21 protein-coding genes are annotated in these 24550 nt (G+C 40.0%); 11 read left to right on the top strand and 10 right to left on the bottom strand.

The window, feature by feature from the left end:
• Window positions 1-92 precede the first annotated feature (92 nt).
• Window positions 93-1106 (top strand): DUF1574 domain-containing protein, encoded by a 1014-nt coding sequence (locus JWG41_RS10475; RefSeq protein WP_232373919.1) that lies wholly within the window; start codon window positions 93-95, stop codon window positions 1104-1106.
• On the opposite strand, the gene JWG41_RS10470 is transcribed toward JWG41_RS10475, so the two are convergent.
• Window positions 1060-2430 carry a peptidase MA family protein gene (locus tag JWG41_RS10470; protein WP_205269919.1) on the bottom strand — a complete coding sequence of 457 codons (1371 nt, stop codon included), beginning with the start codon at window positions 2428-2430 and terminating at the stop codon, window positions 1060-1062. The genes JWG41_RS10475 and JWG41_RS10470 overlap by 47 nt on opposite strands.
• A gap of 135 nt (window positions 2431-2565) precedes the next feature.
• On the opposite strand from JWG41_RS10470, the gene JWG41_RS10465 reads away from it, so the two are divergent.
• Genes JWG41_RS10465 through JWG41_RS10440 form a run of 6 tightly spaced genes read left to right on the top strand, consistent with a single transcriptional unit; the run spans window position 2566 to window position 9255 of the window.
• The gene (locus tag JWG41_RS10465; protein WP_205269867.1) at window positions 2566-3213 is read left to right on the top strand and encodes a hypothetical protein; all 648 of its coding nucleotides are present in this window, start codon (window positions 2566-2568) and stop codon (window positions 3211-3213) included.
• A 34-nt stretch (window positions 3214-3247) separates the two neighbouring features.
• Window positions 3248-4723: a nucleotidyltransferase family protein gene (locus tag JWG41_RS10460; protein ID WP_205269866.1), complete on the top strand. Its 1476-nt coding sequence runs from the start codon at window positions 3248-3250 to the stop codon at window positions 4721-4723.
• A complete protein-coding gene (locus JWG41_RS10455) occupies window positions 4713-5753 on the top strand; it encodes an NAD-dependent epimerase/dehydratase family protein (RefSeq protein WP_205269865.1) in 1041 nt (346 codons plus the stop codon). The genes JWG41_RS10460 and JWG41_RS10455 overlap by 11 nt, the downstream gene beginning before the upstream one ends.
• The gene (locus JWG41_RS10450; protein WP_205269864.1) at window positions 5754-6476 is read left to right on the top strand and encodes a glycosyltransferase; all 723 of its coding nucleotides are present in this window, start codon (window positions 5754-5756) and stop codon (window positions 6474-6476) included.
• Window positions 6449-8017, top strand: a complete 1569-nt coding sequence (locus JWG41_RS10445; RefSeq protein ID WP_232373917.1) for a hypothetical protein — start codon at window positions 6449-6451, stop codon at window positions 8015-8017. The genes JWG41_RS10450 and JWG41_RS10445 overlap by 28 nt, the downstream gene beginning before the upstream one ends.
• Window positions 8018-8031: 14 nt before the next feature.
• Complete coding sequence (locus tag JWG41_RS10440; RefSeq protein WP_205269863.1) at window positions 8032-9255, top strand: AZOBR_p60025 family cell surface glycopolymer formation protein; 1224 nt, start codon at window positions 8032-8034, stop codon at window positions 9253-9255.
• On the opposite strand, the gene JWG41_RS10435 is transcribed toward JWG41_RS10440, so the two are convergent.
• Both JWG41_RS10435 and JWG41_RS10430 read right to left on the bottom strand, forming a co-directional pair.
• On the bottom strand, window positions 9252-10727 hold the full coding sequence (locus JWG41_RS10435) for a PDZ domain-containing protein (protein WP_205269862.1): 1476 nt from the start codon (window positions 10725-10727) through the stop codon (window positions 9252-9254). The two genes, JWG41_RS10440 and JWG41_RS10435, sit on opposite strands and share 4 nt — an antisense overlap.
• Before the next feature lie 3 nt (window positions 10728-10730).
• Window positions 10731-12278: a S1C family serine protease gene (locus JWG41_RS10430; RefSeq protein ID WP_205269861.1), complete on the bottom strand. Its 1548-nt coding sequence runs from the start codon at window positions 12276-12278 to the stop codon at window positions 10731-10733.
• A gap of 31 nt (window positions 12279-12309) precedes the next feature.
• Here JWG41_RS10430 and JWG41_RS10425 point away from each other — a divergent pair, with 31 nt between their 5' ends.
• A complete protein-coding gene (locus tag JWG41_RS10425) occupies window positions 12310-13347 on the top strand; it encodes an ATP-binding protein (RefSeq protein WP_205269860.1) in 1038 nt (345 codons plus the stop codon).
• 46 nt (window positions 13348-13393) lie between these two features.
• Here the strand turns inward: JWG41_RS10425 and JWG41_RS10420 are convergent, their stop codons facing one another.
• The 5 genes from JWG41_RS10420 to JWG41_RS10400 all read right to left on the bottom strand — a co-directional run bounded on the left by JWG41_RS10420 (window position 13394) and on the right by JWG41_RS10400 (window position 18950).
• A complete protein-coding gene (locus tag JWG41_RS10420; RefSeq protein ID WP_205269859.1) occupies window positions 13394-13927 on the bottom strand; it encodes an adenine phosphoribosyltransferase in 534 nt (177 codons plus the stop codon).
• Between the two features lie 94 nt (window positions 13928-14021).
• Complete coding sequence (htpX, locus tag JWG41_RS10415; protein ID WP_205269858.1) at window positions 14022-14912, bottom strand: protease HtpX; 891 nt, start codon at window positions 14910-14912, stop codon at window positions 14022-14024.
• Window positions 14913-14995: 83 nt separating this feature from the next.
• Window positions 14996-16615, bottom strand: a complete 1620-nt coding sequence (locus tag JWG41_RS10410) for an NCS2 family permease (protein WP_205269857.1) — start codon at window positions 16613-16615, stop codon at window positions 14996-14998.
• Window positions 16612-17070, bottom strand: coding sequence for a ClpXP protease specificity-enhancing factor SspB (locus tag JWG41_RS10405; RefSeq protein WP_205269856.1), 459 nt, complete (start codon window positions 17068-17070; stop codon window positions 16612-16614). The genes JWG41_RS10410 and JWG41_RS10405 overlap by 4 nt, the downstream gene beginning before the upstream one ends.
• On the bottom strand, window positions 17067-18950 hold the full coding sequence (locus tag JWG41_RS10400; protein WP_205269855.1) for a polysaccharide biosynthesis protein: 1884 nt from the start codon (window positions 18948-18950) through the stop codon (window positions 17067-17069). Before JWG41_RS10400 ends, JWG41_RS10405 begins: the two co-directional genes overlap by 4 nt.
• 83 nt (window positions 18951-19033) lie before the next feature.
• Here JWG41_RS10400 and JWG41_RS10395 point away from each other — a divergent pair, with 83 nt between their 5' ends.
• A complete protein-coding gene (locus JWG41_RS10395) occupies window positions 19034-19513 on the top strand; it encodes a hypothetical protein (protein ID WP_205269854.1) in 480 nt (159 codons plus the stop codon).
• Here the strand turns inward: JWG41_RS10395 and hrpB are convergent.
• Window positions 19495-21960, bottom strand: coding sequence for an ATP-dependent helicase HrpB (hrpB, locus tag JWG41_RS10390; RefSeq protein WP_205269853.1), 2466 nt, complete (start codon window positions 21958-21960; stop codon window positions 19495-19497). The two genes, JWG41_RS10395 and hrpB, sit on opposite strands and share 19 nt — an antisense overlap.
• A gap of 121 nt (window positions 21961-22081) precedes the next feature.
• Between hrpB and JWG41_RS10385 the strand changes: the two genes are divergently transcribed.
• Window positions 22082-22945, top strand: a complete 864-nt coding sequence (locus JWG41_RS10385) for a methylated-DNA--[protein]-cysteine S-methyltransferase (RefSeq protein WP_205269852.1) — start codon at window positions 22082-22084, stop codon at window positions 22943-22945.
• A 16-nt stretch (window positions 22946-22961) separates the two neighbouring features.
• Here the strand turns inward: JWG41_RS10385 and JWG41_RS10380 are convergent, their stop codons facing one another.
• The gene (locus JWG41_RS10380) at window positions 22962-23699 is read right to left on the bottom strand and encodes a lysoplasmalogenase family protein (protein WP_232373916.1); all 738 of its coding nucleotides are present in this window, start codon (window positions 23697-23699) and stop codon (window positions 22962-22964) included.
• Between the two features lie 46 nt (window positions 23700-23745).
• On the opposite strand from JWG41_RS10380, the gene JWG41_RS10375 reads away from it, so the two are divergent.
• Window positions 23746-24363, top strand: a complete 618-nt coding sequence (locus tag JWG41_RS10375) for a hypothetical protein (protein WP_232373915.1) — start codon at window positions 23746-23748, stop codon at window positions 24361-24363.
• The last annotated feature ends 187 nt before the right edge of the window (window positions 24364-24550 follow it).

The following is a 24550-nucleotide window of genomic DNA, read 5'->3' as shown; positions in this document are numbered from 1 at the left end:
CAATTCGCTTTACAATTAAATCCGTTTCCTTTCTCCTTTCAGATATGCTCAAGGCACGGTTCCTTTTTTACCCGGTTATCCTTTTACTGTTTTTGTTTGTAGTTGATTCTATATTCAGAATTCCCTACATTCAAACGATCACAAAGATTGATTTAACGGCTGTTAACTATAAAGCCAAATCGGATTTTTTAGAAAAACTCCTCACTGAAAAACCAGGTGTCCATTCTCCTAAAACCAAAAAAATCATGCTCATTTTGGGTTCCTCGCGCCTCCTTTATTTTGATCATGCAGAACTAGTTTCTTTTTATCCTGATTGGGATGTTTATAATCTCTCATCGGCTGTGACCACACCTGCCTATTACGATTTCCAACTAACAAAGATTTTAGATTCAGGAATCAAACCGGATCTTGTGGTTATGGAAACCGATCCGAATCAGTTCAATCAAAATTCCGTATTCAAAAGTTCGAACTTAACTTATAGTTTTGATTTATCCTATGTCCTTTCCAATTTGAGTTTGTTTGGAAAAGACCATGTCTCCTTTTATTTGGGGCGGAAACTTTTTGCTGTGGGAACTTATAAACCCTATTTAGATCAAATGTGGAAAAACTATAAAAATCCATATTTGGATAACGCCATTGGAATGCATCAGGCGACTTACGACTATATCCTCACTCATAATGGAAATGGACTTTCACCCATAGACAATTATATGGAAAAGGATTCCAATTCTTTACAGATGACAAGTCATAGAACCTTGGATTGGTTATTTGCCTCTTATGTTCGTAGTCCCATGCAATTTGGATTTTATGAAAAAATCTTAGATCGTTTGCAGGCAGAAAAAATAAAAACGGTCATCATTTGGCCACTTTCATCTCCCGACTTTGAGGCCTTAATCGAAAAAGAGGCCCTCGTAAAAACTTGGGAAAAAGAAATTGATGCCCTCACAACCAGTAAAAATTTCTCTATTCTAAAATTAAAAAATGATCCGTCTTACACCTGCAATGCGTTTGCAGATGGTGGCCACGTAGCTAAGGATTGTTATCGCAGTTTGATGCGTTCTATTCTATTGGAATACTTTCGGAAGTACGAACCGAATCATCTGTAAATTCAATTCCACAAATGGGTATGGGCCCAGTGGAAGATTCAATCACTGATTTTAGGGAACGAGGTTTTTTGGGAATGTTTAAGGTTGTTCCTTCTTCGTTTGTCTGCACATACTTTAGATTAGAATTCAACCCAGAAGATGAGTCAGCCCAGAAGAAAATTCCTTTGGTTGTTCCTGTAGTCACTCGGCCATAGTTTTTTCTAGAAGAACCTGCCGAGATGGACGGTGTTCCCGTATTATAGAAGTTTGTGGATCCCTGTTTGATGGAACCCTTTACGGTTGTGGGTGCGACGGGATTGGCTATGATCCTAGCAAAATTCGCAGAAAAAGAATATCTGGTTAGGGCGGCAGAAAGATTGATTGTGGATGGCGCCGCACCATCGCTTGTCACCTGTTCTACGGAGGTGAGACTGGCGCCGATTCCAAAACTTTGTGCGCTAAGTAAGGTAAAAACGCGAAAGAACACATCGGAGTTTTGGTTCCCCAGTAAAGCAGAATCAAAATTGGGAGCCGTGGTTCTAAATAAAGTAATTAAATTCCCTGTGGAATTGGCCCGAGTGCCTGAAGTGCCCATCACCGTTTCTCGAAAGAAGTTTTGCCTTTGTGTATTGGTTGTTCCCGAGATATCGTAGAGATAACGCATAAATACATAAGCATAAGAATATTGTTTTAAGATATCAGAATTAGAACTATCCCAGTCGAGAAGGGAGATCCCGTTGATTCCATCCGAACATCGCGAGTCGTTCACTCCGGAATAACAATCCATACGACTATTTTGCGGTCCGTATCCGGCAATGTCACTTGCCACTTCACTGGTTCCTTCGTTGATCCAAAGTTCGTCGGTTTGGTTTGCATTCCGCATTCGGGGGTAACGCAGTAGGTGTTGGAATTCATGGGCGGCAGTGGAAGGAAAGGCAGTGGAATCATAGTTAAGAGTCGCAGTGATCAATTCTTTTCCATCCAAGTACAAAACTTCCGCGTAATTGGAGCGAATCCGAGAGAATAGATTGTCGGGGAAATAGTTCACTGGATCGTAGTATCCTGCCACATAAGCACTGTTTGCTGTCGCACCATCCCGAATGTCCATCACAAGAATTTTGACTTTACCATCTCCATCCACATCACTCGGAGTTCCAAATGTGGAGATTAATATAGGATATGTGATTGTATCAAAATCACGAGCGAACTTCACTAAGTCGTAATTAATAGATAAAGACCTTTCTTTATAAACTTCTACATTGGTTCCAGAGCTCACAAGGTCTACAGCGACACAAACACTACTGGATGTTGTCAGATCTCTTGCCCAGATATCGGGACCATTCACACAACTGGCTCCGTATAAGGAATAGGCGGCGAGAAGGAGGAGGTTGTTATTTTTTTCTATTTGTGGATTTAGGAGATTGCAATCAGCTGTGAATGATGTTATGAAAAGAATAGGAAAAAGGATCAGTCGTTTCAAATGCATAAATTCCTGGTAGTGGGTCTTATTTCCCTGACATTCTTTTGGACGAATCCAAACTTTGCAAAGGCAGTGGATGGCTTGTATTTTTCCGAGAAACTCGCTACGGAGAATGGCTATCTAATATTAGGAATAGAGATCTTCACAGAAAAGGGAAAGTCTTTTTATAATGCCCAGGAGCTAAGGTTCCAAAATTCCCGCGGCTTTGAAGAGGTTTTATTTGTCGGGAAGGTCACTACTGAAGGCCGAGATCTCCTGCTCGTTCCCGAAGCCTGCCAAATTCGCGCCACGGACACCTGGGGTAAAAAAATGGCACTCCTACGCCGTTTTGATTGTGACCATTTGCAGTTTCAGATGGTGCCAGATTCTAGTGGTCTGTTTAAAATTTCGGAGTCTTTACTGGGGACCCAAAAACAGGTTTCCTTACCCTATGTTTTGGAACACCACGCAGGAGATCCTGTCGCGGTTCGTTTTGAGGCACCTCTCTTGACCACGGAAGGCATTTGGGGCTTCCATTTGAATGGACTCGGGGGACGCGATCCGGAAAAGTCCTGGAATCCTTCCAAGCAGGCCTGGGGGCCATTCCAAGGATACAAACCGGGGCCTGGATTGCAATTCTACCGATGGAAACGAACCTTTTCTAATTGACCCACGGCTTCGTTCCAGGGACTTTCCTTTTACATTGAAAAAGATCAGAATTGGGGTCATTGCGGCTGCCGGAAAAGGAACCCGAGCATATCCCCGAACCAGCTTCATTCCAAAACCCCTCTTCGTCATCGAAGGAAAGTCCATCCTCCACCGCAATGTGGAATTGATGGTCAAAACCTTTGGAATTGAGAAGATCTATGTTTTGGTGGGACACCTCAAAGAACATATCATCACAGAAATTAGCCATATCCGTTTGGCTTTGCCCAAAGTGGTGATTGAACCCGTGGAATGGACCCAGAAAGGCTTGGCTTCGGATGTGGCAAGCCTCGAAAGAATCATCCACGAACCTTTTCTCACCATCCTTGGAGATGAGTTTTATTACCGCACCGACCATGATCACTTTTTAAAAGTTCTAAAAAAACATCCGAATATGGCTGCCTCCATCGGAATCGTAAAAACATCCTTACTCTCCAGGATTCGAAAAAACTATTCCGTTGTATTAGAGAATGATAAAATACTAAATTTGGTTGAAAAACCAGAAAACCCTCCCAATGAACTTTTAGGTCTGGGAAGTTATTTTTTTACACCCGAATACTTTGAGTTTTTTAAAAAAACTCCCGCTTCCGCTAAGTCCGGCGTTGTGGAAATAACAGATGTTATCGATAAGATGGCAAAAGAGTCCAAAGGCGGAGTTTACGCAACTACTCTTAGTTGTGAATACTTCAATATCAACTCCATGCAGGATTATTACCATGCAGTCTATGAAGTAAGAAATGATTTATTCCATAAGTTTAAAACAAGTTTAGTGATCCCTACAAACAATAATGAAAGGTCTATCACTGATGTGATAGTTGACTTCAAAGACAAGTTTAATGAAATCATAGTCATTGATAACGAATCCACCGATGAAACTTTGGCTCTCAGCAAAAAGGAAAAAGTAAAAACCTATACTTTCCCTGGTGATGGGGATCCTACAAGACTCGGGGAACAAGTGAGAAGGGGAATTGAATACACAACAGGAGATATCATTGTTGTGGTCTCTCCCGATGGATCTTTTAGGTCCAAAGATTTTCCGAAACTACTCGAATACATGAAAGACTCTGATATGGTGATTGGTACTCGCACCACAAGACAGATGATCGAACAAGGTTCCAACCTCAAACCACTCTATCGTTTAGTGAACTTACTCATGGGCAAACTGGTGGAAGTATTTTGGTGGGGTCAAGAACCACGATTTACCGATGTGGACTGCCAGTTTTTTTCTGTTTGGCGAGAGTCTTATGAACGAGTGAAACCACAATTGTATACTCAAGATCGTAAGTTCATTGTGGAGCTTATGATCGATATTGTTCGGTCTCATATGCGTTGTATTGAAATTCCTGTATCCTACTTCAAACCGGTAGGGCAGGTGGAATACAGATTACGTGATATGATTTCGGATGTAATCCACATAATGAAATTGATTATTTCTAAAAAGTTTTTCCTAGGAGAAAGTCGCGATGGCGAATAAAGTATTGGTAACAGGCGGATGCGGATTTTTAGGATCCCATGTTTGTGAATTATTTCGTAAAGAAGGTTGGGATGTTGTTAGTTTTGATAACATGACCAAATATGAATTAAAACGAACTGGTTATGGAAGTGACGCCACAAGAGATTATAACTGGAATTATTTGAAATCAATCGGTGTCACTATGGTCAAAGGTGACATCCGAAATTTAGAACATTTGATGGATCGTTCTGCTGATTGTGATTATATCATTCACACGGCAGCACAACCTGCGATGACTATCTCTTGGGAAGATCCTGAGTTGGATTTTTCAACCAACGTTATCGGAACTTTCAATGTGATGGAAGCGGCTCGGAAACATAAAATTCCGGTTGTGAATACATCCTCCATTCACGTATACGGAAACTCCATTAACGATAGTTTGACGGAAGGTAAAACTTCTTACGAAAGAAATCCTGTTGAAATCTCTGTAGAACAACCAACGATGGTAGGTCAAATTTCTCCGTTACATGCTTCCAAAATGAGTGCCGAACACTATGTTCGTTCTTACACAGATATGTATGGGGTGAAGGCGGCAAGTTTCCGATTTACCGGGATCTACGGCGAACGTCAGTTTGGTGGAGAAGATCATGGTTGGGTGGCAAATTTTGCAATTCGTTCTGTGTTTGGATTACCACTTAGAATTTTTGGAACGGGAAAACAAACAAGAGATATCTTACATGCAGAAGATGGTGCTAAGTCTTATTTAGAATTCTTTAAAAATCCGATTCCTGGTGTGTACAATATTGGTGGGGCAAGTCCTCATAAAATTTCTCTTTTAGAGTGTATCCATCTGATAGGCGAAATTCTTGGTAAAAAACAAGAAATCCTTTTTGAAGTAGAAAGACCGGGTGACATGCGTTACTTTATCTGTGACATCAAAGAGGCAAAAAAATTCGGATTCAATCCAAAAATCCTACCGAAAGAAGGTGTCACTCGACTCCTCAAATGGATTGAAGCGAACCAAGACGTATTCAATATCGCAGGAAAGTAAATGGCAAACAAAACTTTAGTCATCATCCCCGCATACAATGAAGCCGAAACCATCGAAGAGGTGGTGCGGGGAGCCATTGGATTTGCAGATGTTTCTGTAACGGATGATGCCAGTAAAGATGCCACACCAACCATCTTGGCCAAACTGCAGAAAGAATTTGGGAAAAGGCTTCACGTCATTCGGCATGAAAAAAATACCCATATTCCGGGAGGCATTCAAGACGGAATGAAGTATGCCGTGGAAAAAGGATACGATTGGGTCATCACAATGGATGCCGGTTTGTCGCATGATGCTGGTTACTTGAAAGAGTTCCAATCCTTTCCCCATTGTGATTTGGTCATTGGTTCTAGAACCTCCACAGTCAATGTTCCGATCTATCGTAGGTTTATTTCTTGGCTTGCTGCCAAAGTAATGAACTATTGCCTGTCCAAAGGGGTTTTGAATCTTTTGGGAGCGGGTCTACGAGATTGCACTAGCGGATACAGAAGGTATTCGAAACCTATGTTTCAGAAAATTGCGGCTTACCCTTTGGAGTCTGTTGCTTTTGACTTTCATATGGAAGCCTTATCAATTGTCGCAAACAATGGTGGTTCTATTAAGGAATTACCAATTCGTTATATCTTTTCAAATAGTAGTTTCAACCGTAAGGTATTGAAGCTGGCAATCCAATTTGCTAAAAAACTTTTGTTACGAAAATGGAAACTGATCCCACAATACCCCTAAATAAATCCCGTTTCGGACTGAAATGGAAAGTTTTTCTCATCACCTGCAGCTTGTTTGGTGGGATATTCCTATTGGACCGATTGTTGTTTTTCGAACTTTATTTTCTATTTCCAAATGAAACCGAATGGGATTCCTCTCCTTGGTATAATTTCATTCACAAAACCAAAGAGTTACAATCCACGAAAGACAAACATAGAACCATCATCACCGGAAGTTCTGTGGCTTTGTATTCGGTATTACCGGATCTTTTAAACCAAAAAGAAAAATCCAAAACCAAATTTTCATTTTTTTCACATGTGGCCATGGCGCCAACGGATCTAGACTATTATAAAGAAGATCTATTACGTTCCCATCCGAGTTTAGTGGTATATCTTCACAATTTTGCAGATTTACAATGGGAATATTTAGAACCCACGGAAGGAAAATTTCAGTTCAATGAAGAGAAATGGGTAAAAGAATTTGGGGAACGATATCCAGCAAAAACAATTTATCCAAAGGCTTATCTAAAAGACCACTGGACAGAGTTACCAAGAAAAACAATTTCTAAACTTGCCACCAAATCATTGTTCTATGTAAGTCGGTTTCGCGTTTTCTTCTGGGATCCGATCGAAGTATATATCGACAATCACTTCCGCAGCGGCAGGAAGTATCATCTCTACCAAGGGGAAAAACCAATAGAAGGGATTTGGTCTAAGGGATGGACAAAGGAAACGGCTACTCTTGTTTGTTCTGCAAAAAAATCAAAAGAATCCATCTTCTTTCAGAAATCTAAAACAAAACTAAAATTTCGTTTTTTTAAAGATACAGACTCTCTTTCCAATCAAAAAACGATTTTGGAAACCGAAAGAACTTTTGAACATTCTGGTTGGAATGATCTGGACTGGGAATCTTTGGTTCAGAATTCAGGGGACTGGTCAGTCGTACAAATCCAAGTTCTATCTGAATTATCTTCTGCGAAGGAAGTGAATCTCATTCGTTATGGTCGTGATGAATCTGTTGGTATTCGTTTGTCTCATTTTTTCTGTAAAAATTCCAAACTAGAAAATAGGTCTTACTCTCGCGGAAGTTATTGGGATGACACTCGTTTGGCGAAAATGACAATAGAAGAGTTCAAAGCAGACTACTTTGAACGTATGATTCGAGATGCGGGAACAAGGAATGAACTTTGGAGATTACATTTTGTTCGGGAAGCCAAAAAAAATGTAAATTCGCTCACCTTTTCTCCATGGTCTGAATTTGATCGAATCCTTAAAATTTCTGAATATTTTTATCAAAATCATATTCCTTTTGTCTTGGTTTTAAGCCCTGAAAATCCCATCGAATTTGCCTTATATAAAGATTCAAAGTGGAGACAAGATTGGATTTCTAGTCTAAGATCTCATTTAGAAACCAGAGGCCAAACTTTGATCGATCATACGGAAGCTGTAAAAGAGGTTCGATACTTTTTTGATCCGCACCATCTAACATACGAAGGCGCCAATTATTATAATTCTATTTTTTCTCAATTCTTAGATCCTAAAATTTCAAATTCAAATCCTTAGTTGGAGAGAACCCAATGTTTCAAAAACGTCTATTACCGATCTTTTTATTTTTTAATTCGAAACAGTGGCTTACGGTTTTGTCTTTTTTCTTAATCTGGGGAATTTCCACTTTAGGGTATTGGAAAAAATATGAGTGGAATCCAAGTTCCATGGTGAACTTCGGGTATGAGTTTGCTTTGCAAAACCAGGCGGAAACACCGGAGCAAGCAATTCTCTTTAAAGGGGAGAAGGGGGATTTAGGAGCCGGGTATGATGGCCAAATCTTTTATTATTTTTCAAGGCCTCTCTCTGAATTCAATCTCAACTGGCCAAAAGGTTTTGATGAGTCCTACCGAGCTCCAAGAATCGGCTATCCTTTGTTAATTGCTCTGTTTGGTTTTTTAGGAAAAACTGCTGCTATATTTGGAATGTATTTTTGGAATATTGTTTTAACGCTGATTTCTTATTTCTATTTGCATAAACTTTTGGATGAAGATACAAAACCCTTTGCCATTTTATATCTTTTAAGTCCTTTTGCTTTGGGAAGTTATTATGTACTCGTCAGTGATACAGTGATGGTATCGATCCTTGTAATCGCTTACTTTTACTATGTAAAGGAAAACTATATTCCTTTCATTCTACTTTCGAGTTTGGCCATCTTAACCAAAGAGCCTGCTTTGTTTTTATTATTCCCTTTGGGCCTTGCGGCTCTCTTTCGGAAAGATTGGAAACGGATTTTGGTTGTTGGTTCTGTTCTCATCATCCCTGTTTGTTGGCATTTGTATTTGGCTTATCGTTTCCCAAATTGGAGACCAGGTAGGCTTACGGATTTTATTTTGCCATTTGAGGGACTGATTTCCTATATGGAGTCCATTTGGAGACAAATCGCTACAGGTTCAAATTGGAAAGACCTAGCACGACTTTTCTCGCGGTTCCCGCTTGTGATCTTATTCTTTCTTGGATTGTTTTTGCCTTTTACAGGCCAAGTTCGCAAAGGTTGGGAATTTCGAATTTCGTTATTACTGGTTATGTTTATGGTAGGAACAGCCGGGTATTATCATTTTTGGTCCGTTTATGAAAACGTTTCCCGTATGTTTACCCTTTCCATTCCTATATTATTACTGCTGTTAAATGAGGACAAAACTGTTAGAAAACAAGAATATATCCTATTCACTTTGTTCATTCTTGTTTTATTCCTTGTTAAGGTTTTATTCATTTCCAAACAGTTGGGTTACCAAGTAGGATTTGTTGGATTCTAAAAATTAGAATCCTTCGGAATCTGGAAACTTTGTTTTGCTTCCGTATTCAGTGTTTGGATTTCTTCTTTTTTAAAGATGACTTCAAAACCGTCGGACATCACAAAACGAATGTACGGTGCCTCCAACTCGCGCACTAAACTTTGCAATTGAGTGAGAGAGCTGACGGGAGTTCCATTTACTGTTTTCAGAATCATCTGGTGGGCCGTATGATAGGCTTTATTCCCGGAAAGGGGTAATACTTGTGATAAAAATACCACATTCCCTTCATTTACATTCCTTTTGATGCGATAAAAATCGTTTAAGTAGAGTAGTTCCTTACTCACCCGATTTCGCCACTGGGTTCCATGTTCTGTTAAATATTGTTCCGAAAGTTCCTGGAATACTATCCCAGCTAACATTAAGTATTTGGGAGTTTGAAATCTAGAGTTCCCGTGTGGGATTCGAATCGCAGACTCTGGAAGTGGTTTTAAATCCAATTCAAGATTCACCGGTTTTTTGTTTCGGAACACTTTGAGTTTTATTTTTTTTCCAAAGTGAGAGTCTGTATCATTGGTATTATGAAATAAGTAAGATACATTTAATTTTCCAAATTTCGGATGGTCGAAGTATCCTTTGGGATCTACCTTAGAATTAGATACTTCGAGTAATACATCTTCCAATTGTAAAACCCCATCGGCGGATGATCCTGGGTAAATTTCCGCAACTAACACTCCCAAATCATCTTTTCTGAGTCCATAATGGTTTCTTGTGGCTGTGTCCGTTAAAGGTTTGAACCGGAAACCTTTGAATGGAAAGGATTTTCCTTCCACGAAATGTTTGATGGAAAAAGAGGGGATCACTCTTCCTGTATTGTTTTCTTTGAATTGGTATAAAATGCCTTGGGGAATTCTTGCCGTCGCGTCAACGATGAGTTCTCCTACACCATCTAGTTTTTCTTCAGATTGGATTTCTATAAAGGGAAGTTCCACATAACCGCTAGAATATGAATCCATATCTAACCTTAACATTCGAATTTTCTTTTCTTCCAAAGTCCGTTGGTCTTTACTTTCCATCACAAGGCCAGTGCCTGGCAAAAATACTTCGTTTGGAAAGATCACAGCCTTGAGATCTTTAGAAGCATTTGGATCATTCAATTTTAAGATAGCAAGCCCAAGGTCAGGATCCATTCGTTCTAATTCCGCAGTGTATACTTTCAGGGAATCGGGTTTTTTGATTTCAATACTTGTATAAAAATAAACGGCTTGGGCCGGGATCAAAATCTGATTTTCTCCAATATAGATTCCAGTGGAATGACGAACCTCGGGATTTTTAAACCTCCAAGGTTGTAGAAAATGTGGGTATTGGACGGTTACTTTGACTTGCAGGATGGAGGCATCTGTCATACCCACCGGAATTGATTTTCCAAGTAATGATCCGGTAAAAAATAGTAAAAGAATGAATCCGAGTTTATAGTTTTGAAGAATCAAAGGCATTTTTTAGTTTCCTGTTAGGTGGTAGGCTTTTTTAATTTCTAAGTCGGCAGCTTTCGACTCTTCTCGATCCAAAATCATAGGCAATTGGATTCCATAAAACTGGATTCGTATGGTTTTTTCCGTAGAAGATTGGAGAGTTTCTTTTAAATGATTAAGATTTTTAATTTTTGTTCCATTCAAAGATTCTACGACCATATTCAAATAAAAATCGGAATTGGAATTGATCGGGTGGGATAACTTACGATACAAGACTACATCTTCAGACTGTCCGTCAGAAAGAGTGGTGGCATCATAAAACCGGTAAACAAGTAAACTCCCACCTTGTGTTTGCCCATTTTTACTCCATGCTTCGAGTAGGTCTCTGTTGACCGTTTGGAATACTAGACCGCCAAACACGAGATAATCGTAATCCACTCCATACCTGGATCTTTGCCTTTCCATCTGAGGCATTTTTTTAGCAGGGAATTTAACATTTATTTTTTTCTTATCCCGAATGAGATCAAAGCGAATCTCTTCCCCCGCAAACTTATTGTCTACAAGCTCGAGAAAATCGATGGAGCTAACCTCCAAAAGATTTCCATTCCTTCCAATTTTTCGCCCATCAATGGCGGTTAGATAATCTCCTGGTTTTAAATATCCATCGGCAGAACCCGCTTTTAATACCTTGGTCACAAAGACACCTTCCTCTAAATTCGGAATTCCATAAAATTGTCTGTGGGATTCAGAATAGGAAGGTTGTGTTTGGATTCCGAGTTCGACGTAACCATGATACATTCCATCTTCAATGTCTTTCAGGAAATGTTGGATTACAGCCGTGGGAATGATATAACCAATGTTTTCTCCTTTGGTGGAGGCTTGGAAGGCGACACCAACCACTTTTCCATCTTGGAGGGCGGGGCCACCGGAGTTTCCGGGATTGATGGCGGCATCTACTTGAACTACCAAATGGCTATCGATTTGCGAATGGGCATAGGTTGATTGTTCAATCCGAGAAACAATCCCCCGACTAACAGATATTTTACTCCCACCAATCGGATATCCAATAATATCCACAGGGCTTGCAAGCTCCGGTAAGTTCCCCAGTTCCAAGTGATTGCTATCTTTGTAAAATTCTGGATCCGATACCTCGAGAAGTGCTAAATCACAATCATGAGCTATAAACAAAACTTTTAATTCATACCATTCGGTTTGGTTGTTCCGTTGGGCTTCCATAAACTTAGCGTTGGAAACAACATGGGCATTGGTGAGGATGCGGTTTTTAGAGATCAAAAACCCAGAGCCAGTGGATGCGGAAATTCCGGAAGATATCCAGGGAGAGAAGGGGTCTTTGGCTTGGGAAAACACTCGGATTTGGACTACAGATTTCTTGATTTCGTCGATGGATTGTCTGTTTTCTTCCGGAAATATGGGGCTTAGGAATAAACTCGTAAAAAATAAAATAGTACTCGCAAAGAGAGATGGGGAGAGGAGAATTTTTTTTTGTTTTTGCATGAGTTTGTTTGAATCCATCATATTTGGAGTTACCGCCTTTTTTTCATTGATTGCCGGCATTGTTTCATTTAGAAAGAATCCGCGGACAAGAATGAAAACAAGTTTTTCTATCCTTGCGGCTTTTTTCTGTATCGGAGATTTGACAATCTTTGCTAACAGTTTGTTCTTAGAAAATATTACCTTAAACCAACCGCATATTCTTTCCTCATATTTAATCTTTTTATCCTTTGTTTTACTTTACTTTGGATTACAGTTTCCAACTTTCTTTCGTAATTTCCCAAGACTTGTTGTCATTTGTTCCTTTGTGCTCGGGATGGGAATTATGTTGTTACTTGTGGATCTAGGGATCCTAAACGAAGTTTATCCTGGAACCAGTCTAATTTTATTGAAATATTATTATAACGCTTATTATACGATCACGTTTTTTGCATTTTCCTATTTGATCATCGCCAAACTCAGGTATAACTTTCCTGCCATTCAAAAGTTTATGGAATATATCTATTTAGCAACATTCCTTACTTGTATCCTCTTCATTACCCTTTGTTTTTTACCTAATGTCATTCCCTTAACAACAAAGTATTTTTTGCACTTTTTTCTCTTTGTAAATTTGTTATTTCTTTCTTGTTTTGTTGTCTTTTTGTTCCATTACTCCTTCACCGAAGATTATTTAACCCATCCATTTTCCTTTATTTTTGAAAGGTCGACAAAGATTTTTGAAGACCGAATTCTTGCCACGAGATCTCACTCAAGACTGATCAAAGAGAATCTTTGGAATTTGTACGAAAAAAGAAATTGGCGCCAAATTATGGACAGTTTTTGGTTTCAGATCTTAGTAGATGAAACTTTAGACAATGCACTGGAACATGGTGGCAAACGAGAAGATGATATCATCACCGTACACGTGTTTGAATCCCGTAAATACATCGATGTTTATGTGATTGATAGCGGAAAAGGTTTTAATCCAAGACTCATCCCAAGCCCTATCGAATCGGATCGAAAGTTAGTCACTAGCGGACGTGGGATTCATATTTTGAAAAAACTATTTGTGGTTCGATGGAATTTTCTTGGGAACGAGGTGAGTATTCGTGTGGATAAAACAAAGAGTAATGATTGGAAATCTATAACCTAACCAAAACTCTTTGTTTCTAATATTCAATAGAAATTAGATTTCTATTTTAATGTCCTTCAAATTCGCAAATAGAGAATACATCAATTCCGTAAGTATCCTTAATTCGTTTTGCTCCACCTAAATCTGGTAAGTTGATGATAGTGGAACATTCATGAACCACACCTTTTAGGTTTTGCACCAGTTTGATCGAAGCCTCCAAAGTTCCCCCAGTGGCAATCAAATCGTCCATAATCAAAACTCTTTCACCGGGGTTTATGGCATCTGTATGGATTTCTACATGGTCCACTCCGTATTCCAACGCATAGGATTCGGAAATGGTAGTACCTGGTAGTTTTCCTTTTTTACGGATCGGAACAAATCCTACACCGAGTTGGAAAGCAAGAGCAGCACCGGGAATAAAACCTCTGGCGTCAATGGCGGCAATTTTATTCAATTTAGCATTTTGGTATCGTTCTACAAACATTCCAATGGTGAGTTGAAATCCTTCTGGATCGATGAGAAGGGAAGTAATATCTCGAAAGAGAATCCCTGGTTTCGGGTAGTCTGGAATGGTACGAATCTTAGATTTAACAATGGACATAATAGGATGAAACCAAAGAAGACGAGTGCTTTGCAATAAAAAAAGGCCGACAATCGCCGACCTTTTTTCTTTCGATAGAACTTTGTGAAAAATTCTATTTCATTTGCTTGAGGGCAAGAATCCTTTCTTCTAAAGCAGGGTGAGTTGCGAACAGGGAAAGAAATCCTCCCTTGTTGGAAGAAATTTTGAAAGAAGCGAGAGCTTCTCCTCTTGGATCTTCCGGCATCTCTACCATTTGTCTGAGTGATTCCAATGCAGAAATCATAGACTCTCTTCCCGCAAGTTTAGCACCACCGGCATCCGCACGGAACTCTCTTTGGCGTGAGAAGTAAGCCACAGCCATGGAGCCAAGAATCGAGAACACAATGTCCAGAAGGATGGTAACCGCAATTCTTACGATATGCGCCATTTCTTCTTTCACAGCATTCGATGCCACATAGGCAATGATTCGAGAGATGAACATAGCAAATGAGTTCACAACACCTTGAATGAGAGTGAGTGTGACCATGTCTCCGTTAGCAACGTGTGACAATTCGTGAGCGAGTACCCCTTCCAATTCTTGTGCGTTCATACGACCGAGTAGTCCCGTAGACACAGCGACAAGGGCGCTGGATTTACTTGGGCCCGTTGCAAACGCATTCACTTCAGGAGATTCGTAAATCCCCACTTCCGGCATAGGAAGGTGAGCACGTTGTGCGAGTGATTGCACACGACGATAAACATCCATCTCAGCAGCGGATGCTTTTTTTGGATCGATGACTTTTACACCCATCGACCACTTCGCCATCATTTTGGAAAGTAAGAGCGAAATGAAAGACCCCGCCATACCCCACATCAAACAGAATACAATGAGTTGCGTTAGATCCAAGCCATAAGCACGGATACTAAATCCCATCGAACCAAGTAATGTGGTCACGATGGAGATGGTAGTCATAATCAAAATATTGGTTAACAGGAAAAAACCGATTCGTTTGATCCAAGTCATAGGAAATTGTTCTCCTTAAGGCTCCAGTGAACCTGTTTGTTAGACTAAAACTGTAATTGTTTGGGCTAGAGATTACAAGCAAATTAATGCCTGAACTGATCCGCTTTTTCTTTTGGATTATTGAGAAGCTGTATCAATAAGAACAATGCCGCTAAGGAAAAATAAGCAATGGGAAAATCCCAACTGGCAAGTTCGGTAAACCTGTTGAGGATTGCATTCCCTTGTAATTCATAGGCATGAATCCAACCAACACTAGAAAGGACAGCCGCAATGATGGCCCAAAGAGCGGCTTTCATCCATTCTCTTTCTAAAATAAAAACCACCATCGCCGACCAAACCATCGAAGTGATGAGAAATCCTTGTGATAAAGCAATGACTCCACCCAAAGCATAAGGAAGAAAGTTTAAATGCGGAGGGATGTCCGATAAAGAAAAATGGATTACCTGTTTTGCACCTAGTTCATGTAAGGTGGCTTGCAGTTTCCCATCTAAAAAGATAAATACGTTTTGAATGATAAGCACAGCCCATCCAGCAAACGCCGGTAAGAGGCCCACCACTACTGCTGGCGAATGGTGTTTGGGAATGGCTTGGAAGGCTTGGCTTGTGATGACAATTCCGATCCAAAGTACAATGGCCATTCCTGCTTCCACAGGGATAAGTGCTTGGATGAGACCCATCAGTCCGAAAAAACTCACAAGGGTCATAAAAATTCCTGAAAGCACCGAATAACTATGTTTAGCTCCGAGTGCCTTCCAACCTGGATGACCAATGTAGATGGTTGTAGGAAAAGGAGATCCAAAAGCAGTTCCTGCAAGAGTACCTAATCCATTCACAAGTAGGGAAGTTTTTGTATCAAAACTATCTCCCGATGCTTCTGCCGATTCTATGTTTTGCAAAGAACCAATGACATTAAAAACTCCCATCGGAAGGATGATGGAAAAGTATGCTTTGATATTGGCATAGGTAAGTGTTTCGATGAGAGGACTGATCGAAAGTTGTGGAAAGTATATTCCCAATGTCTCTAGACCACTTTCTATGGCTCCCGGTTTGTAAATGGGATCTCCCCAAAAAAAAGACAAATAAGATAACAAAATCCCGAGGATCACAGAGAGTAATCCTCCAGGGATTCCGAAAGGGAAACGAACTTTTCCAAAGTATTGTAATAATATGACACCTAATGGAATAAAGGCGACAATCGGTCTTTCAAAAGTACGCAGTAAAAAATCCATCGAAATGAAAGTGATGGCAATCCCCGCCAAAGCCGAAAGAAGGGCAGCCCTTGGTGTGTACTTTCGAATTTTTGCCGCAACAAAAGAACCAATGACTTCAATACATCCGGAAACAAAAGAGACAAGAAGGCCTGCTTTCCATGCCGCTACATAATCACCTGTGGCTTGATAGGTGGGAAACATCACAAAAAATACAAAAGCAAATAGAGAAACCGTATTGATTCCATAGGGAATGGCAGTCACATCGGTTCGATGGGTTCTTTGGCCTAGTTTCCAAGCTTGCCAGGCATAAAATATATTTCCGACAAGTAAGGATACGGCGGCACCAGGCAATACGACAGAGGTAACAAAACTTAATGGAAAACCACAAACTCCGATGCAGAGGGCAGATAAAACTAAAAGTTGGATGAGATTGTCTACCATGAGACCAAAAAAGCCGTCGAGATCACCTCTGGTGATTGTAAAAAAATTCATTCGTTCCGTTTCCCTCCAAAATCCACACGAATCACATTTCCATCCCCCGATACTTCCGGTTTAGTCACTTTGGGTTTGGAAACATTTTCTTCTACACTGGGAGCCGCTTCCACTTGGAGAAACCTAAGTTGGGTGGCCGAATTCTGAAACTTATCATAAATACGAAATACAGCATCCCAAGGGATCATAGTGGGTTCCCAAGCAGATCCAAATTGTAGTTCGGCAAATAAATAATCTGGTTTGCTATCCAAAACTTTCACTGCTTTATCACCAAACACGAGTACAATGCCAGATTCTTTTTCTGCATTGAGTAATCCGCGTTTTCCAATTTCTAGTTTTGGATGTGGCATAACATGGATATAAAATACTCCAAACCGCTCCCAATAGAGATTAAACAAATCTCTTTTAAACTCACGTAATGTTGTGATTTCTTCCTCTGTGAGTTTTTCGCTCATAAGTTCCTTTTACCATGTGATGTTTCCCACTCGATGTATTCGTCGTGGACTTTATATTCGGGAATGATATCTTTGAAGGCACCGAAGACTTCTCTATTTTTGTTTGCTTTCGCAAGGGAAAACAATCGATTCAATTTGTTTTGGAAAAGTAGGAGGTTGTAATTTTCCAAAGGCGCTGCAATGCGAATTTTTGGGTGATGTGTTTTTTTAATCCCTTCTTGGTTTAGAAGAAGTTCTTCATACAACTTTTCCCCTGGACGAAGGCCAGAAAATTCAATTGTGATGTCCTTGTGAGGAGTGTAACCAGAAAGACGGATCATCTCTTCTGCAAGGGAAAGAATTTTCACCGGTTCTCCCATATCCAAAAGAAAAATTTCTCCATGTTCGCCCATACTTCCTGCCTGTAACACAAGTTGTGTGGCTTCTGGAATGGTCATAAAGTAACGAATGACTTCTGGATGGGTGACAGTCACTGGTCCACCACGTTTGATTTGTTCACGGAAACGGGGAATTACACTTCCATTGGAACCTAAAACATTTCCAAATCGTACGGTAATGAATTTGGTTCTAGAGTTTTGTGAGATATGTTGTAAATAAATTTCTGCCGCTCGTTTGGATGCCCCCATCACGTTGACTGGATTTACTGCTTTGTCAGTGGATATCAAAACAAAACGATCCACTCCAATGAGTCGACAAACATCCGCTACGTTCTTTGTGCCCATCACATTATTGAGAACGGCTTCCGATGGATTGATTTCCATCATTGGAACATGTTTGTAAGCTGCAGAATGGAAAACCACAGAAGGGCGATGTTCTTCAAACACCGCGGAGATTCGGGAAAGATTTTTGACATCGGCAATCACTGGGCGAATGTCAATATTCAGATCAGCAAAACTTTTCCTAAGTTCGTAATCAATTTCGTATAACGGAGTTTCGGCGGCATCCAGAATGACAAGAACACTTGGTTTAAAAAGTGCCACTTGACGACAGATTTCCGAACCAATCGAACCACCAGCTCCCGTAACAAGGATTACTTTTTTTTCTAAGTATGAACGGATGGATTCAATTTCTAAATCTACAGTAGGCCTTCCCAAGAGGTCTTCTACTTGTACTTCACGAAGTTGTGTGATATTCGGTTTTCCAGATAAATATTCCCCGAAAGTCGGTAGGATTTTAAAATCTGCCCCGGCACTTTCACATTCTTTCATAAGTTTACTGACCACACGTCCATCGGGTTGGGGGACAGTCATAATGACTTTTTTCACACCATAACGAACTAAAATTTTGCCAATTTCATCCGTGGATCCGAGAATCGGAATTCCTTGGATGTATCCACCTTTTTTGGATAAGTTGTCATCCAAAAATCCAATGGGTTGGTAGTCCAAATCTACGTTTCGTCTAATCTCTGTTAAAAACGAGCTTCCGAGTTTTCCAGCTCCCACGAGTAAAACAGGAGTCCCACCTTTGGATTTGTCAGAATGAAAGATTTGTTCTCGTAACATCCTCCAACTCAAACTTCGTAAACATAAAAACCCAAGTAGGATGAGGGTATCGAGAATGGGTACCATCCGAGAAAGTTGATAGAACCGATTGTAAAATAGCAGGGCCAGAGTCGAAACTAGGGATGAAAGAACGGTGGCTTTGATGATGGAAAGCAGATCATGCAAAGAAGCATACGACCAAAGGGATCTGTAGATCCCGGAAAAGAAAAATACCATACTTCGAGAGAGAACGACAATTGTGGCACAAACCCAAAAGTCAGGATAACTATCTAAAAATCGTATGTTCTCAAAACGCACGAGATGTGCGAGAAAATACGACAAAAACATAAAGAGTATGTCGACTGGAAAAACCCAGTACCGTCTCGGTATCGCTTTCATATCTGATAAATAAGGGTATTAGGAACAAAATTCCTTGTAAATACAGAATCTTTTCCGAAGAATAGAAAAGAGGAAAAACCTGTTTGAAATCACTTCTTTTCCGCCTAGCGGGAACATTTTCTGCGGAAATTGGCTCCGAACTCTATCTGAAATTGAAGGAGGAGACTCTTTCCCCCTCACTTTTTTGCCTTGATTTTTCACAAGTCGAAGAAGTCACAGAAGTAGGGTGGCAATTTCTTAGAAAGATCACAGAACGTTGCAAAGAAACAGGTTCGAAAGTCGCAGGATTTGGACTTCGAATTCCTATACCAGAAGAACTGAACCAAGGATTATCCTTGTATGCAACAGAATCAGATTGTATCCACTATTTAGAATCACAGATTGTCAGTGATACTCCCGCAAACGAACTCACTCCTAAATCAGAAGAAAAAACGGTTCATTGCCCCGAATGCCAAACCCTCCTCAGATGGAAAATGGCAGGTGATTATCTCTGTCCTAATTGTAAGATTAAATTTTTTGTAAATAAAAAAGGATGGGTGTCCACTTACGAACGTTTGGTGTGATTTAAATGTTTTGTAGGGGTCGCTTCCCAAGGTTTATCCGGCCAGGGATGTCTCGGATACCTTCCTTTTAGTTCTTTTTTTACCTCATGGTACCCATGATTCCAAAAACTTTCTAAATCTTTTGTGATTTGTACTGGTCTTCGGGCTGGAGAAAGTAGGTGGATGAGAATACTTACCTTCCCATTCGCCAGTTTTGGCAATGATTTCAGACCAAATAACTCTTGTAATTTGACATGTAACTCAGGTTCCACTCCCTCATAATTCAATTGGATCCGAGAACCGGAAGGAACTTGGATGGACGAGGGCGCCAAAGAATCGATTAGATTTATTTTGTCATATCCTACATAGGCTTTGAATGCTTCTAAATAGGGAAGTTTGTCTAAAGAAAGTTTCCCCGAATCAAAATTGATAAAAGGAAATAACCATTCTTTGCAATTTTGTTTTAAATGAGGGAAGTCTGTTTTTAGATCCAAAATTCCTTGGGTTTCTAAAAATCGAACTCGGTTGTAAAAGTTTTTTAGCTCTGGATCTTTTTTCCATTCTTCTTCCAGAGAGGATTTGGTGATATATTCTGTAAGTGCCAAACTGAGTAGGTTTGGATTGGGTGATTTTGTTTCCTTGGAACCCAAAACAAGTTCCCCTAAATTTCTTTCTTCTTTCACAACAAGAAAGGATTCTCCGCGTTGGTTGGTTCTTGTTTCAGAGACTACTTTGGTTTGAATGAGGTTTGAAAAGATTTTTTCCATTTCACTTTCTTCCATGGAAAGAAAACTCGTGATCCAAAGATCCTGACCAAAAGAAAATGTATCTAAAACAAGAATGTATTCTGGAATTTGGATGGATGTTGTATTCAAAATTCCTAATTTACCATTCGAAAGTTTAAACTCTTTTCCATTCGGCACTTTTGTTTTAGCAATCCGATCCGGGAATCCAGAAGCGAGATAAAACAACCGATCTTTTCCAGGTAAAATCAAAGAAAGTTGTGATTTTTCCCTGTAAATACGCAAAATTTGGTCATATACGGCACGCAAATCATAAGGAAAATTTTTAGAAAAATTCTCTTCTGGAAAAGACTTTGCCTCTGTTCCCAAATTTTCTTTTCCCACTAACGAAACCACATCGGCAACGATACTTTCTTTTTCTTTTGGTAGAATGGATAGAATTTTTCCCAATCGAATGGGAAGAGGGTATCTCAAACATTCTTTTCCCAGATCCGTAAGATTGGACCCGGAATCCAAACAACCGAGAAGTTGCAACCTGTGGACACTTTGTGACACGGAACCTTTGTTTGGTGGATCTAAAAATGGTAACTGGTGGATTTCTTCTCCCCAAGACTTCACTTCCAAAACCAAACGATCAATATCCCCTTCTAGAATTTCTGGTTTGGTTCTGTCTAAAAAAGATTTTTCTTCTTCTTTCGACCAGAGGCGATACACAAAACCTTTTCCTTCTCTGGCTGCACGCCCTGCTCTTTGTTTGGCGCTACTGAGACTGATTCGATCTTTGATTAAGTGAGAGACTCCCGATTCAAAATCAAAAACAACATGTTTGTGATACCCCGTATCAAAAACTACCCGGACTCCCGGGATGGTTACAGAAGACTCTGCAATGTTTGTGGAAAGGATGATCTTTTTTTTGCCCTGTGGTTGTGGTAAAAAAATCCGTTCCTGGTCTGCCAAATCCAAATCACCATAGAGACCCATCACCACTGCGTTCGATTTGACCTGCGGGACCGATTCCAATCCATTTCTTAAATCTTGAATTTCTTTTTTTCCAGACAAAAAAACAAGGATATCACCTTCTGTCTGTTCTACGGCTTTAGGAATGAGATCCAATAGTCTTTGGTTTGTATTTTTATTGGAATCTCCCATATGGAAAATTTCTAAGGGATGAGTTTCCGCACTGACTCGAATGGGTTTCGAATGAATTCCTATGGATTCAAAATTTTGTCCTTCTAGTGTGGCACTCATGATGAGTAATTTCAAATCATTACGAAAGACTTCTTGGGTACGACGTGCCAATGCAAAACACAAATCAGAATCGAGTCGCCTTTCATGAAATTCATCAAAAACAATGAGGCCGTAATCTTTCAGTTCTGGGTCCGCAAGGAGGATCTTTGTTAAAATTCCATCGGTTACAAATTCAATTTTTGTTTCTTGGTTTACTTTTGTATCGAACCGGACTCGGTATCCGACGGTAGTTCCTACTTCTTCTTTCAGAGATTGGCTGATTCGTTTGGCAGCATTTTTTGCGGCAATTCGTCTGGGTTCTAAGATACAGATTTTTTTTCCGAAGGAAACACCTGCTTTTAGAAGTTCCGTAGGGAGAGCAGTTGTTTTTCCGGTTCCGGGTGGGGCATCCAAAATGGTCACAGGATTGATGCGAATGGAATCAACAATGGATTGTAAGGCGGTAAGTACGGGAAATGGATACAAATGTTGTGACACTTTTATTCTACTAGAAGAGGATGGGATTTTGGTTTAAAAAAATCAAACAAATTGTATTTTATTTTCAGAAATCACAAGAATCGGGTTTTCATAAGAAAGGAAATCCGTTAGGATCATCTTTGTGGATGCCAATCACAAACACTACGAAATCATCAAAGACTCCATCGAATATGTATTGGAGCACTTCGAAGACCAACCCAACTTGGATGTTTTGGCCGAACGAGTTTCGCTAAGTCCCTTCCATTTCCAAAAGGTGTTTCGGACCTGGGCCGGTGTCTCTCCCAAAGAATTTTTACAATTTGTCACGGTAACTCACGCCAAACGTTTGTTAAAAGAATCAACTCTTTTGGATACAACATATTCTTTAGGGTTATCTGGAACGGGTCGTTTGCATGATCTATTTGTTAAAATGGAAGCAATGACACCAGGGGAATACAGACGAGGAGGGGAAGGACTCGTTTTACAATACGAAGTATTTCCTTCTTCCTTTGGAGACATCCTTCTTGTATCTTCCGAGCGAGGAATCCAATCCCTTCAGTTTGTTGATTCTCTGGAAAACGGAATCCTAGAAACAAAAAACGAATTTCCGAATGCTCTATGGAAAGAAGGGGAATCCTCCGAACACCAGAAGATCAAAGACTATTTTCAAAAACGGATCCTTCCTAAAACTCCCATTCCACTCTATGTGTATGGAACTGAATTCCAACTGAAAGTATGGAAATCTCTATTAAAGATACCTATGGGAAGTGTTTGTACTTATGGAGACATTGCAAGTTCGATCGGTCAAACATCCGCACAAAGAGCGGTTGGTACAGCCATTGGCAAAAACCCCATTGCTTATCTTATCCCTTGCCATCGAGTGATTCAAACCTCAGGTCTATTTGGTGGATACAGATGGGATCCAAATCGAAAACGAATGATCATTGCTTGGGAACAGTCGAAACTAACTGCACCAAACAATGATTTGTCAGAACAAATCCATTAGAATCTTTAACGGAAATCTAAAGCAAATGTCTTGTATGAGATACTAAAAAGAAACCTACGAGTAAAAAACTTTGTGCAATGAGGTAAGTCACCCAAGGAACTTGGAATTCCCATTTGGGGTGTCTTGTTCCATTGATGGTGGTTTCTCCCATCACCGCATCGGAAAGTAGGAAAAATCCAGCTCCAATCGCCAAATAAATCCAAACTCCACCAAATGTGAAATAGGCGTTGATACATAAAGAAACAAAAAAACAAAGAATAAGGCCATAAACAAAGGCCGATCCCATCACCCATTTGGATCTTCTAGGATTGTACACTCGGAAATAGAAGACCAGTGCCGGAAGAACGAGCAAAGCACCTGTGATCACATAAGGCAAAATACCGGTATACAATTCATTCCAACTGGTCAATTTCCAAAATGATAACAGAAAGAAAACTTGGGCAATGGCAAAACTAAAAATTCCTCCAAGAACCGGGTTTTCCATTCGTTTTTTAGCGATGGGAAACTGAAGATTGAACCAATCTCCTAAAAAGGAAAAACCAATCGCATACAGGGGATAGGAAAATCTGGCATGGCCTAATTGGAATAATAACCAAGCAAAAAGCAGGATTTGAAAGGAAAATCCCAGATAAATCCCTCGCGAATGTTCCAATCGTTTGTGTGGATTTGACTCTTCTTGCAGCGTAAACCAATGAATACAAAAGCCTGAAATAATGGCTAGAGGAATGGTTGTGAGAATTAAGTAATATACCATACTTGATTTTAACATGGTTCTAAAGAAAAGGCAATCAGGAAGTTTGATGAAACGATCTCACAGTCTCCTTGTCATTTTCCTTCTTTTGCATTTACATTGTACGGTCTTTCGGTCCATACAAAAAGAAGAACCTAGCATAACTCCCACCTCTCCCTCTGATAAAGAAAGTTATTTGGTTTTGCGATTGGTTCGTGGGAAGGACCAAACCGTGGGAAATTTGGAAGAAATTCCTGTTTCTCTCACTTTTGAAAACCATTCCGAAACCACCAAACAATCGTTACGAATTTATCCTCTACCCCTTGCTAAATCCAAAGTACCTTTCTTTTTGCCTCTCTCTTCTAAAACGAACGATCAGGCGGGGGAGTTACTCGTTGGGTGTTTGTATTTCTTTCCCATTCCCATTTTTTTTAGAGGGAATCTAAAATTAGAGATCCAACATATGAAATGGATCACACAACATGAGTTTGTTTTTCAAAAAACCATTCCTTATGATTGGCAAGGAAACCTCACCAAATACTGGGAATACGATCTCGATCATAGCGAAATTATGGACAAAACCATACCATCTCTCTCCTCTTACAGGCATTTGGAGTGCGAAGATGACATTCGTCATCGTAAGGAAATCCCTAAAAATGGAGTGATTAGCCCTCCGGAAGAAGACTGACCATAGAACCAAACTTAGGGGAAAGGTAGATTTTAAATCTCTAGCGCCTAACTTTTTTAAAAAAAAATCAATCAAAACAGAATGAACGTTCTAGAATCGAGGAAAAAACAGTTCTAGCGGTTTTTCCCGAGTACAGAACAGAAGGTACGATTGAAAAAAAACGATCATAGGGAACGATAGGTAAAAA

It is taken from the genome of Leptospira chreensis, from assembly GCF_016919165.1.
Lineage (GTDB): Bacteria > Spirochaetota > Leptospiria > Leptospirales > Leptospiraceae > Leptospira_A > Leptospira_A chreensis.
The sequence above is the reverse complement of the archived record's forward strand: the minus strand, read 5'-3'. Positions and strand labels throughout refer to the sequence as shown.

Coding starts and splice junctions, on each gene's coding strand:
- JWG41_RS10435 (WP_205269862.1), bottom strand. CDS start 10,727: ATGCCTTTGATTCTTCAAAACTATAAACTCGGATTCATTCTTTTACTA.
- JWG41_RS10410 (WP_205269857.1), bottom strand. CDS start 16,615: ATGAATTTTTTTACAATCACCAGAGGTGATCTCGACGGCTTTTTTGGT.
- JWG41_RS10465 (WP_205269867.1), top strand. CDS start 2,566: ATGCATAAATTCCTGGTAGTGGGTCTTATTTCCCTGACATTCTTTTGG.
- JWG41_RS10375 (WP_232373915.1), top strand. CDS start 23,746: ATGAAACGATCTCACAGTCTCCTTGTCATTTTCCTTCTTTTGCATTTA.
- JWG41_RS10450 (WP_205269864.1), top strand. CDS start 5,754: ATGGCAAACAAAACTTTAGTCATCATCCCCGCATACAATGAAGCCGAA.
- JWG41_RS10420 (WP_205269859.1), bottom strand. CDS start 13,927: ATGTCCATTGTTAAATCTAAGATTCGTACCATTCCAGACTACCCGAAA.
- JWG41_RS10430 (WP_205269861.1), bottom strand. CDS start 12,278: ATGCCGGCAATCAATGAAAAAAAGGCGGTAACTCCAAATATGATGGAT.
- JWG41_RS10445 (WP_232373917.1), top strand. CDS start 6,449: ATGGAAACTGATCCCACAATACCCCTAAATAAATCCCGTTTCGGACTG.
- JWG41_RS10380 (WP_232373916.1), bottom strand. CDS start 23,699: ATGGTATATTACTTAATTCTCACAACCATTCCTCTAGCCATTATTTCA.
- JWG41_RS10400 (WP_205269855.1), bottom strand. CDS start 18,950: ATGAAAGCGATACCGAGACGGTACTGGGTTTTTCCAGTCGACATACTC.
- JWG41_RS10455 (WP_205269865.1), top strand. CDS start 4,713: ATGGCGAATAAAGTATTGGTAACAGGCGGATGCGGATTTTTAGGATCC.
- htpX (WP_205269858.1), bottom strand. CDS start 14,912: ATGACTTGGATCAAACGAATCGGTTTTTTCCTGTTAACCAATATTTTG.
- JWG41_RS10405 (WP_205269856.1), bottom strand. CDS start 17,070: ATGAGCGAAAAACTCACAGAGGAAGAAATCACAACATTACGTGAGTTT.
- JWG41_RS10425 (WP_205269860.1), top strand. CDS start 12,310: ATGAAAACAAGTTTTTCTATCCTTGCGGCTTTTTTCTGTATCGGAGAT.
- JWG41_RS10440 (WP_205269863.1), top strand. CDS start 8,032: ATGTTTCAAAAACGTCTATTACCGATCTTTTTATTTTTTAATTCGAAA.